This is a genomic window from Xenorhabdus thuongxuanensis, assembly GCF_001908095.1.
Taxonomy (GTDB): domain Bacteria; phylum Pseudomonadota; class Gammaproteobacteria; order Enterobacterales; family Enterobacteriaceae; genus Xenorhabdus; species Xenorhabdus thuongxuanensis.
Genome location: NZ_MKGR01000020.1, coordinates 1 through 11,716 on the forward strand (window position 1 = coordinate 1; position 11,716 = coordinate 11,716).

The 11,716-nt window shown below is 44.9% G+C and carries 8 protein-coding genes and 2 pseudogenes; 5 read left to right on the forward strand and 5 right to left on the reverse strand.

The features are described from left to right. Positions 1-209: 209 nt before the first annotated feature. Genes yigL through recQ form a run of 3 tightly spaced genes read right to left on the reverse strand, consistent with a single transcriptional unit; the run spans position 210 to position 3,890 of the window. A complete protein-coding gene (yigL, locus tag Xentx_RS12890; RefSeq protein WP_074020639.1) occupies positions 210-1,010 on the reverse strand; it encodes a sugar/pyridoxal phosphate phosphatase YigL in 801 nt (266 codons plus the stop codon). A 21-nt stretch (positions 1,011-1,031) separates the two neighbouring features. After that, positions 1,032-2,003, reverse strand: a complete 972-nt coding sequence (pldB, locus tag Xentx_RS12895; RefSeq protein ID WP_074020640.1) for a lysophospholipase L2 — start codon at positions 2,001-2,003, stop codon at positions 1,032-1,034. A 60-nt stretch (positions 2,004-2,063) separates the two neighbouring features. Beyond that, entirely contained in the window at positions 2,064-3,890 is a 1,827-nt protein-coding gene (gene recQ, locus Xentx_RS12900) for an ATP-dependent DNA helicase RecQ (RefSeq protein ID WP_074020641.1), read from the reverse strand. Positions 3,891-4,259: 369 nt separating this feature from the next. Between recQ and Xentx_RS12905 the strand changes: the two genes are divergently transcribed. The 3 genes and pseudogenes from Xentx_RS12905 to Xentx_RS19610 form a co-directional block, all read left to right on the forward strand. Continuing rightward, the gene (locus Xentx_RS12905; RefSeq protein WP_074020642.1) at positions 4,260-4,745 is read left to right on the forward strand and encodes a thioesterase family protein; all 486 of its coding nucleotides are present in this window, start codon (positions 4,260-4,262) and stop codon (positions 4,743-4,745) included. Between the two features lie 321 nt (positions 4,746-5,066). Continuing rightward, complete coding sequence (gene rarD / locus Xentx_RS12910; RefSeq protein ID WP_074020643.1) at positions 5,067-5,957, forward strand: EamA family transporter RarD; 891 nt, start codon at positions 5,067-5,069, stop codon at positions 5,955-5,957. A 154-nt stretch (positions 5,958-6,111) separates the two neighbouring features. Next, a pseudogene (locus Xentx_RS19610) lies at positions 6,112-6,322 on the forward strand (IS110 family transposase); the annotation flags it as partial. 61 nt (positions 6,323-6,383) lie between these two features. Here the strand turns inward: Xentx_RS19610 and Xentx_RS12915 are convergent. Further along, positions 6,384-7,910, reverse strand: coding sequence for an MFS transporter (locus tag Xentx_RS12915; protein ID WP_074020644.1), 1,527 nt, complete (start codon positions 7,908-7,910; stop codon positions 6,384-6,386). Between the two features lie 475 nt (positions 7,911-8,385). Between Xentx_RS12915 and Xentx_RS20160 the strand changes: the two are divergent. Further along, positions 8,386-8,511 (forward strand): annotated as a pseudogene (locus Xentx_RS20160) (helix-turn-helix domain-containing protein); the annotation flags it as partial. Between the two features lie 9 nt (positions 8,512-8,520). Further along, the gene (locus Xentx_RS12920) at positions 8,521-8,952 is read left to right on the forward strand and encodes a hypothetical protein (RefSeq protein WP_244149866.1); all 432 of its coding nucleotides are present in this window, start codon (positions 8,521-8,523) and stop codon (positions 8,950-8,952) included. 479 nt (positions 8,953-9,431) lie between these two features. Here Xentx_RS12920 and Xentx_RS12925 read toward each other — a convergent pair whose 3' ends face one another. Then, the gene (locus Xentx_RS12925; protein WP_208607581.1) at positions 9,432-11,657 is read right to left on the reverse strand and encodes a TonB-dependent siderophore receptor; all 2,226 of its coding nucleotides are present in this window, start codon (positions 11,655-11,657) and stop codon (positions 9,432-9,434) included. Positions 11,658-11,716 lie beyond the last annotated feature (59 nt).

Consider the following 11,716-nt stretch of genomic DNA (forward strand, 5'->3'; position numbering starts at 1 on the left):
GAACGGAATTACGCCAGTATGTTGGCTCTGGCGTTTATCATTGTCTGGTTGCCCATGTGGGCTGAATGAATTATGACCTTAAAACATCAACAGACCCTAAATTGATATCACAACCGGTTATTTGATTGGAAAAATGACTTATCAATATAAGAAAACAGCATCACATCGGATGCTGTTGTCAAACAGTTAACTTCGTTAGGCCATTAGCTTCAAACCTGATATATTTTCCGTAAATAACAGGAAACGGCATCATCCGCATTGGAACCAATGACTTCCATATCAGGTAAAATGTCTTTTAAGCGCTGGTGCGCTCCCTGCATGATGCAGCCTTTACCTGCCACACTTAACATTTCCCGATCGTTCATCCCGTCGCCGAAAGCAATGCTGTCGTTTAATTGGTATCCGATCAATTGACAAACTTGCTCTAATGCATGACCTTTAGAAACACCTCCAGCCATCACTTCCAAACAATTTCTCAATGAAAAACTGACATTAACCCTTTCCCCCCAACGCGCTTTAATCCTCTCTTCTAAATCCACCAAATAATCATGATCTTCACTGGTGTAGTAAACCTTGCATACACCATCTGTGGGAAAATTATCACGTTGAAAAAGTTGGTAATGGAAAACTGACTCCTGAAAAAACTCTTCTTGTTCAGGATCTTCTCTATTCATTAGCCAATCATCGTTATTGAAGTAATTGGTCAGGATATTAGGATTATCAAACTCCAATAAACACAAATCACGGGCAATTTCAGGATCTAAGTTATGACTAAATACCAGTTCATCCCGGGTATTGTGAACCCTTGCACCGTTGGAAGTAATCATATAAGCATCAATGCCCAATCCATCACGGATCTGTCCCACATCAATATGATGGCGCCCTGTCGCAAAAACAAAATGAATCCCTTGTTCCGTTAATAAGTTCAGCGTTTCCTTGGTATATGGGGTTAATTTATGGTCGGGAGATAACAAAGTGCCATCTAAATCTGAAGCAACAACATGATACATGGTTATGGTTCCTAAACTAAATCAATTCTGGTCAAAAAAATCACAAATTGCATTGAGAGCCTGTGCCCGCAATATATCTTTTTCGAACAGGATTTCGTGATGAGCTCCCTGGATAATCAGGGGATTTTGGTGAGATGCACAAAAAGCCAATAACTTCCGATTACTTACTATCTTATCTTCACTTGCTTGTAATACTATGAGTGGAGTTTGAATTTTGCCCGCATTTTCAATCAGATTATCTCCCATTAGCATACTTTCACGCATCCAATGGTAAGTTGGCCCCCCAAGGCGCAATTCAGGATAATCAGCATAGTAGCGCAAATAACGCTGATAACGTGCATAACTGTGCGTTAATAGGTTGATAAAATAGGGTAATGGCCTCCATTGCCCCGTTGATAGGGCATAAGCATTTCGTCTTTTGACATTGGGTTCCGCCTGGTTAACCAGAAAATTCGCCAACCAACGGGGCATTGGTAAATTGATACCAAACATCGGCGCACATAACGCCACAGCATGAAAAATAGACTCTTGGTAACGCACCAGAAAACGACTCAAAATTGCTCCTCCCATTGAATGGGCCAGAGCATAACAGCGATGAGACTGACGAGGTGCCACTTCAAGCTCAATAAATTTAGCTAAGTCATCCACATAATGATCGAACTCTTCAACATGGCCTTTTTGTCGATCGTCCAATATTCGCCCTGAACGGCCTTGTCCACGATGATCAATAATGAAAATATCGTAACCTAGATGATAAAAATCATAGGCCACTTCAGGGTATTTCACGTAACTTTCACTACGGCCAGGCAAAATGATGAGTGTTTTGTCATGATAGGGAGAACAAAAGGAAACATAATGGATGGAAATATCATCTATTCCTATAAATTGCCGCTCTTCTCTTGTTCGCCAAAAATCCAGTAATAGTCCATTCGTAAAGGCTGAGAACTGAGGTTCACGGTTTAACCAGCTAGCTTTCAATATCTCAGGCACCATTCGTCATCCTCTGTTCTCTAATCCTCGGTTCATTGTCCTTTAGTTATGCAAACATTTCAGTTACTCAAATTCTTCAAAATGCTCTCGGATTAATGTCATAAATGCATCACCAAAACGCTCCAATTTCCGCTGACCAACACCATTAATCAGTAAAAGTTCATCCGGTGTTATTGGGCACTGTTCTGCCATCTCAATTAACGTAACATCATTGAAAACAACAAAGGGCGGAATATTGTTTTCATCCGCGATGGATTTACGTAATTTGCGCAACTTAGCAAATAATTTGCGATCATAGTTGCCACTGTACGATTTGTTTTGCTGATTGCGGCTTTTCAAGTTTTGGATACGCGGTACGGCAAGTTGTAGAGGCACTTCGCTACGTAATATAGGCCGCGCAGCCTCTGTCAATTGCAGAGCAGAATAATTGGCAATGTTTTGGCTGATCAGCCCCAAGTGGATAAGCTGACGCAAGACACTCATCCAATGTTCCTGGCTCTGTTCTTTACCAATGCCATAAACAGGCAGCTTGTCGTGCCCAAAATCTCTAATGCGTTGATTATTTGCACCACGTAGCACTTCTACAATATAGCCAATCCCAAAACGTTGTCCAACGCGATAGATGCAGGATAGTGCTTTCTGTGCTTCCACCAGACCGTCGTAACGTTTGGGAGGATCAAGACAAATATCACAGTTATCGCACGCTGTTTGGCGGCTTTCCCCGAAATAATTCAACAATACCAGACGCCGACAGGTCTGCGCCTGTGCAAATGCGCCCATGGCATTGAGTTTATGCCGCTCAATATCCTGTTGTTCACTTGCAGGTTTTTCTTCTAAACAGCGACGCAGCCATACCATATCCGCAGGATCGTAAAACAGCACAGCTTCCGCAGGTAAGCCATCTCGCCCAGCCCGGCCAGTTTCTTGATAATAAGATTCGATATTGCGGGGAATATCAAAGTGCACGACAAAACGCACATTAGGCTTATTAATCCCCATACCAAATGCAACTGTTGCCACAACGACCTGCAAATCATCTCGCTGGAAAGCATCTTGTACCCATGCCCGTTGGCTGTTTTCCAGCCCCGCATGATAAGGCGCAACACTTAACCCTCGCTTTTGCAGACGCTCTGCTGTCTCTTCTACTTTAGTGCGACTATTGCAATAGATAATTCCGCTTTTTCCTTGCTGGCCACGGACAAATGACCAGAGTTGATCAAGCGGTTTGTATTTCTCAACCAAGGTATAGCGAATATTGGGACGATCAAAGCTGCTGATATGGATAATTGGCTCACGCAATTCCAATAAACGTACGATATCCTGACGAGTAGCTTTATCTGCCGTAGCTGTTAGTGCGATCACCGGAAGATTGGGGAAACGGCGACGAAGTTGCCCTAGTGCTCGATATTCTGGGCGAAAATCATGCCCCCATTGAGAAATACAGTGAGCTTCATCGACAGCCAATAACATAGGCTGCCAGTCGTGAAGTTGGTCAAGAAAGTTATCCGTTACCAGCCGTTCAGGGGCGATATAGAGCAGCTTAATACCCCCTTTACGACAACGTTGAATGATATCAAATTGCTGTTCACGATTTTGAGTTGAGTTCAGGCATTCCGCTTCAACGCCATTCGCACGTAGCTGATCAACCTGGTCTTTCATCAATGAAATGAGTGGCGACACAACCAAAGTCAGCCCATTTTTAACCAATGCGGGGATCTGGTAGCACAATGACTTACCGCCTCCCGTTGGCATAACCACCAGACAGTCGCGCCCGTCAAGAACAGCGTCAATAACTTGCTGCTGTCCCGGACGAAATTGCTGGTATCCGAATGTTTTTCGTAATGCTTGTTCAGCCAGCGATGCCGTGCTGATGAGTTCTGCGGTAGACACGCTTTTCCTCGATCGTTAGAAGCTTAATCCCTGAAAAAACCTAAAAACAGGCTATAAAAATACAGTCGCGATCCAATCGCCTGTATATTGTGTTATTTCACTGTAAGGCAATTACAGCATATAACGTAACAAACACATTTCTGGCTTTCCTGTTTGTAATAATTTCATACTAAAAAATTACCACTTATTCTACATGCTATATGGTTATTTTTTGTAATCCATTTTTTCCTCATGAATTGTTTCTCGAAGCGCTTCACAAACTGGCAAAGTCGATAATGAAAGCATAAGATTAACAAGATATTAACTATATGCATCCATTTAACACCCGTTGATTTTACTTTTCATTATCAGGTTATCAGGAAAATCACCATGGAAAATATTCCGCCAGTAGACACCATATTAACCCCAGAAGAAGTCCGTAAATTTATAGGTGAAATCTTTGTTTATCATATGCCATTCAATCGTCTGTTGGGGCTCGAACTACTCCGCTTCGAACCAGACTACGCAGAACTGCAATTTTGCTACCAAGAAAAATTGATCGGCAATATGATTCATAAAATTCTACACGGTGGTGCGATCGCTTCCATATTAGATGTTGCAGGAGGGCTGGTTTGTGCAGGCAATGCATTGACATCAATTGAAACGATTACCATCGCAGAGATCCAAAAACGTCTAACCACATTGGGCACTATTGATTTGCGTGTGGATTACCTGCGCCCCGGACGTGGTGAAATATTTACTGCCAGTTGCAATCTGATCCGCTCCGGCAATAAAGTTTCTGTCGCCAGAATTGAATTGCATAATGAAAAACAAATACATATCGCCAGTGCAATGGGGACTTATTTGGTTGGCTAGAATTTGGGGACTTTTATTTTCGGCTTTATGCTTTTGATCTTACAAATTGAAGGTGCTGACGGGAAATACATAATCTCACTTTTTGCCTCTCACACCTTCGTAATCATTCTCAGACTGTATAAATACAGATATCTATGTTATCCAAACATAACAATTTAGCATAAAGTGCTATTTAACTAAGTGGAAAAATTTAATTTATTATTCATGCCATTAACTACTTGTAAATCATTCATCCCAATGACACATTGTATAGTTCTATGAGCTATCACCTTAACAAGCTCTTCTGATTTTCTGAACATTCTCTCAACATTCAAGGATATTATGAGTAACCAACAGACTGCCAAAGGTATCTTGTATGCCTTAGGGGCTTATCTTATTTGGGGATTAGCACCCATCTACTTCAAGACCATACAATATGTGCCCCCCGATGAAATTGTGTCACATCGTGTTATATGGTCGGTTTTCTTTATGGTGCTGATGCTGACAGTGACTCGCCACTGGCGCCAGGTTTGGGCTGTTGTTCGCCAGCCGAAAATACTGCTGCTACTAGGCATCACTGCTTTCACCATTACCAGTAACTGGCTTACCTATATCTGGGCAGTCAATAATGGGCATTTACTGGAAGCGAGTCTGGGGTATTTTATTAGCCCACTGGTTAATGTTCTGTTTGGTATGATATTTCTTGGTGAACGTTTCCGCCGTATGCAGTGGGTTGCTGTGGGATTAGCCTTTACTGGTGTATTGATCCAGCTATGGCAGTTTGGTTCTGTACCGGTGATTGGTTTGTACTTAGCGACGACATTTGCCGTCTATGGACTGATCCGCAAAAAAATGGGAGTTGATGCACAGACAGGTATGTTGATTGAGACAACCTGGGTATTCCCTGTCGCCCTAACTTACCTACTGTTTTTCACCCATAGCCCAACAAGTAATATGTTGGATAATACTTACTCTTTGAACCTCATGTTGATTGCTGCCGGTATTATTACGACAGTGCCACTGCTGTTCTTCACCGCAGCCGCTGCACATCTGCGTTTGTCTACGCTGGGCTTCTTCCAGTATCTTGGCCCAACATTGATGTTCTTGCTGGCAACACTAGTTTATGGTGAGAAAATTGGATCAGATCGTTTGATCACTTTTGGCTTTATTTGGGCTGCCTTAATTCTGTTTATACTGGATGCGCTCTATACGCAGCGTCGTTTACGGAAGTAGTCACATTCTTTCAACGAGCATCAATCTCTATGACATTTCTAAACTGACCCAACGGGCATTATAGAAAATTTGGGTCAGTTTTTTCATAAATTAATACGCCTTTCTTCAATCCTTTTTCTATCGCCGGACTCGATATTCGGATCAACCATCGATATCAATCTTCGGAGAAAAAACAATGGCGCGTCGAATGCTGTATATACAGCAATTAGATTTAATTCCGTACCTTGTGCTTTCTACAAGAGGCTATAGTTGCAGGTAAACCCAATAAAGTCACCATCATTTTTTGCATGCGTAAATTACTGGTCATTTTCGATGCAATGGTAAAAACAAATAAACTGTGGGACGAATCATTCCACGCGGTTTAAGATGAAAGACAGTGACTCATTAGTATCCGGTATTTTTTGACCACAACATTCCTGCATGTTTTTAGAGATCACCTCTTTTACGAACTGCTTTCTTCACAGAATTTGTATGCGATGTAACAAGATCAGTGCTGAAAAACAGTAACAAGAATGCCACTAACAAGCCAACCAAGCCAGCACACAGCATTGCCAGCCCAAACCCACTCGCCATTGCAACCCGGTAAATATCACTCAGCCAGTCCTGGCCTACAGGCAGGACATGATTAACGACCGCACGATGGGCAAGGTCACTTGCCCCTGCCACCCCGGATGCATTGATGGCCATGGTCATGTCATGGATGGCACTTATACCCATTACACTGCCCAATACTGCGATCCCCAGAGTCATACCTGTCTGTCGAAGAGCATTCATTGTGGCCGAAGCAATGCCTGCCCGTTCAGGAGGTGCATAATTCATGACCATCATGCCAGTTGCCGGAACCGCCAGTCCCATTCCGAGCCCCAATAACGCAAGGTCTACCCCAATAACAATGTACGGCGTGTATGGACCAAAGGCCAACATCATACACATGGACAAACCAATCAAGCTGTAACCCCCAACCATCAGGAGTTTGAGAGGAATGCGTGCAGTCAAGCGCCCAAAGAGCAGTGATACAGCCGTTGTGGTAACGAACTGTGGCATGAGATGCCACCCTGCCAGTGCCGGCGAATCTGCCTGTGCTTGCTGCAGAAATAGTGATAAGAAAAACAGGCTGGCGTAACCGGTAAATCCCAGAACAAACGAAGCCACGTTTGCCAAGGCCAACGACCGATTACGAAATAACTCTACTGGGAACAAAGGACGCTGTACGTGCAGTTCAACCCAGATAAAGACTGAGAACGCCACGGCAGCAATACCAAAAGGAAGCAACACCTTCTTGGGTGACGCGCTGTACTCACCGATCTCGATAAGGCCATAGCTGAGCATTCCGAGCCACAGTATACTTAGTATCTGACCCATCGGGTCAAATGCGGCATGTTCGGGATGCTTTCGCTCAGGAATACCCCACATACCCAGTAAGATGGTCAGGATCCCGAGTGGTACGTTCACGATAAAGATACTTTCCCATCCGATGTGTTCGATGAGAAGACCGCCAAGAAGTGGGCCGGAGATTAAAGCCAGTGCACTGAATGCAGACCACCCTCCAATCGCCCGGGCCCTTTGTTTGGGATCGGGAAAGGCGTGCGTGATAATTGGCATCGCCCCAGGGATCAGCAGTGCGCCGGCAACACCCTGAATAGTTCTCCCCCACAACAGGGAATCAAGCTGGGTTGCGCAGGCACAGACAATAGAACCTACAACGAAAAGTACGACGCTACCCACCCACATGCGCTTGTGACCATATTTGTCTCCCAGCGGACCAGCCGATAGCATCAGCGCCGACAGTGCGATCGCGTAGGCATTGACGACCCATTGCAGCCCACCAAGGTTTGTTTGGAGAGCCTCCTGCAATGTAGGAAGGGCAACATTGACGATGCTGATATCAAGTGTTGCAAGAAATGTCCCCAAATACGCGGCAGCGATTAGGGCATGAAGACGGAATCTTTGCATAGCAGTCCACCAAGTATCCAAGAATTCGAATTGCTATGATAATAACTGACCGACGGTCGGTCAATATTTTATGTAGAGATGAGGTAACTACGTGAACACCACACAGTACGCTACTTTGTTCTAGCTGGATAATTCGGACACTTGCAAAATGAGCGTACTCACCATTGATGAACGGTATCTAAGTGGTTTGTGATTCCTTGTGACAAGCGGACCTGACGTATTTGCAGCAGCATCACTTTGCTGTTCGCATCAAAGCATGTAGGCTATAAACAAGCATGGCACTCATATGCCATCGCTACTCCATTACGTAGCCAGGCATTTGTGGTATGGTTCTATGAATACAACCTAAACCTGGAACGTTGTTTTCAGCACGTAAGATTGACATAGCACAATGAGATACAAGATAAACCGGCGCGAACTGGATGCCCCAAAGGCTCCACGCACCAAACCTGCTGAAGTACGCCTTGACGAACTGATGGCGGCAGCTGAACAGCTCTTCCTAGCACAAGGAGTTGATGCGACGACGATTAACGAAATTGTCGAGCTGGCACAGGTAGCCAAGGGAACCTTTTATCATTACTTTGCCTCCAAGAACAAGCTCCTGGAGGCGATGGGGGAGCGCTATACTGCGCAGTTTTTAATGCGGCTTGAGGAGGCTGTCAATACTTGCAAACCCGACGACTGGCTTGGGCGGCTTTGTACATGGATTAGAGTGAGCATTGAAATCTACGTCGAAACGTATCGAACACACGATATTGTTTATACCAACCACCATCATCACAATCGAAACAACCAGGAGAAAAATACGATTCTGGAACAGCTACAGACTATTCTCGAAAGTGGTACGCAAGCCAAAGCGTGGCAAGTAGATCAACCACGTATTACTGCATTGCTGATTTATGCAGGCGTTCATGGTGCCACCGATGATGTCATCGTATCATCACAATCCAATCGAGAAGTCTTTATCAAGGCTGTCATCGCCAACTGTCTACGCATGGTTGCTATTGTTGACGATAGCACACTCTGTAGCCATTCTTACTGATTGCAAGATCTGTATCCTGTGGGCTACCAAGGATAATTGTTGCTGGAGTGTCCTCAGAATATGAAACACAATTTGGCTGGCCGTATCGTAGAGAAGCAACCTTGCCAAGATGAAAGCGCCGCGTCTCAAGAACGCGCTTAACGGTTCTGAACAATCAGATACGAGTAGCTCAAAGACCAACATGCGGCCTTCATGCAATACTGCAATGTGATCTACGAATCGGAGTATTTGATATCATGGCTGTCCATGAGCACACACAACCTGTACTCATGGGTCAGTTGTTGGAGTAATATTTAGTAGTTCTTGTCTTTGCAAATCGAGCGCACTGGTCAATTCATCAAGTAGCAAGTCTGGAGATCACGTACCAGTGCCTATGCGATAGATACAAGCGGGCGTTGCCCGCTATCGACTCAATTTGCAAGAGACTCGATAATGCCGACACAACAATTATTTTGTGTAGCAGATTGCTGCGTCTCATGTCACCACCAATACCTCAGTGTTGCGGTGACGACCCGATCCTGACCAATGAAGCAATACATCTCCGAGGTGCAACTGGCTAAGTACTTTCTGTCAGTAAGATTGCTTGCGTTGACCGAAAGCGTTACATCATGACCAGTGAGATAGTGTAGATCGTAGCTAGCTGTAAGGTCGAACAATGTTACGGACGGAACCTTGAATGTGTTACCGGGATCACCCCAAGTTGAACCAAGATATCGCATGCCTCCGCCAAAGCGTAATCCGGCTAGGAGCCCTGTGAAACGATAATCAAGCCAGGTGCTGGCAGAATGGCGTGGTGCCTGTGCAGGTGATTTATTCTGGTATAACGGATCACTGACGACGCGGCTGTCCAGCCAAGTGTAGTTCGCAACGAGGTTCAAATTAGGCATTAATTCCACTGTTGCGGCAATGTCAAAACCGCGATTCCTAATTTTTCCCGTCTGGTTGTTAAACCCAAGATGCTGAGTATCCGTTGTTTTGACATTTGTCTGTTCAAGATTGAATACCGCGGCACTGATCAGAGAGCCTGAACCAGTGGGATGAAACTTAACGCCTACTTCCATTTGGTTAGCTTCAACTGGAATAAAGGGGTTTCCCTTATAGTCTGTACCGATTAACGGATCAAATGACGTCGCATAACTTACGTATGCCATGAAATCTTGGGTGAACTGGTATCCTAGTCCTGCGCGTCCACTCCATTTCCGGTTCTTCTGTTTGGTACTACGTACAACTGGAGAATAACTTTGCGTCTCATCTTCCGTGTCAGACCAATCATGGCGTGCACTAAGAGTCAACAGCCAATTATCGTAAGCAAGCTGATCCTGCAAGTAAGCCCCCACTCGCGAGAACTCCTGATGCGACTTCCACGGTGCAGCTTGACTAGCTGAAAAATCGCGTCTGATATGTGGGCGATAGTCCTCCCCATACGGATTGAAAAGAACAGGTCCAACGCTATAGAGAGCACTGTCGAGTCGGCCAAATGTGTAGTCCACGCCACCCAGTAGTGTGTGTTCAAGTATTCCTGTTGAAAGTTTTCCGCTAATGTGGTTATCCATCGAAAAACTGTTCACTTTAGACGGGGTAATTTCGTCATATCCTTTCAGCCAAGGCTGATCATATACTACCTGATAGCCATATACGACCCCCCGTTGCAAATCAGACGAGACATACATATGGCGAGCATTGCTCACAAAGCTCCAGCCATCGCCGAAGTTGTGTTCAAAAAGGGAGGTAACGGAATTTTGGCTGCGTGAAGAATCCGAGAAGTCCGTATCGGTGAAATTACGTTGTCTATCCACTTGCGGATAAGAGCTGTGATCCAGACCCAGTACAACCACAGGCAGGCTGTTGTAATCTGGTATTGAGGGTTCGCGGGAATACGTGGTCAATATAGTCCATGATGTGTCCGGTGTAATACGCCAAGTTAGTGAGGGAGCGACGTAGAGCCTGCGATGTTGCATTGCCTCAACCTGTTCACGGCTATCCAGACCACTTACCGTAAAACGGTACAATAGTTTGTTGTCCTCATCCAGAGAGCCCGTGATGTCGAAGCCAATTTGCTTTCGATTAAAGCTCCCATATTGCACGAATAGTTCACGTTCCATTTCATCCATCGGACGTTTGCTAACTTGGTTAATAATGCCACCGCCAGTGCCTTGCCCGTACACAGCAGACGAAGGACCTCTCAGTACCTCGACACGCTCTAGTGTCCATGGATCAATTTGTGGAAGCCAACTACCTGGATTTCCTACGACTCGTAAACCATCCAAGTAATAGTCAGCGTCAATTCCACGGATTCGGGTAATGTCTAATTGCGAGCCAAAACCGCCAAAACGCTCACCATTGGCACCTGCTGTATAACGCAGGGCTTGACTTGTGCTATTTGACGACTGGATTTCCATTTGTTCACGGGTCACAATTGAGACAGACGCAGGTACCTTCATAACAGGCGTTCTTATCTTGCTACCAACAGTTACTTCCTCGGCAACATAACCGTGCACTGGTCCATTTTCTTGGCCTGGGAGTTGGCTCGAGACCGTAATTGTAGGCAATACAATCATATTTGCTGTTCCCCCTCTAGGTGATTCCTGACGTTGTGTCTCCTGCCCCTGAGCGCATGCAGCACTCGTTACCAGTACGAGAGATAGAACTAGGCGACGATGTAAATAGATCTGACCGGGCTTGGGAATTTCTTCTATGTATTTCATTAAGTAACCCTTTGAAGCACTGTTGTATGTCTGTTTATCCATTCGATTACGGATAAGTA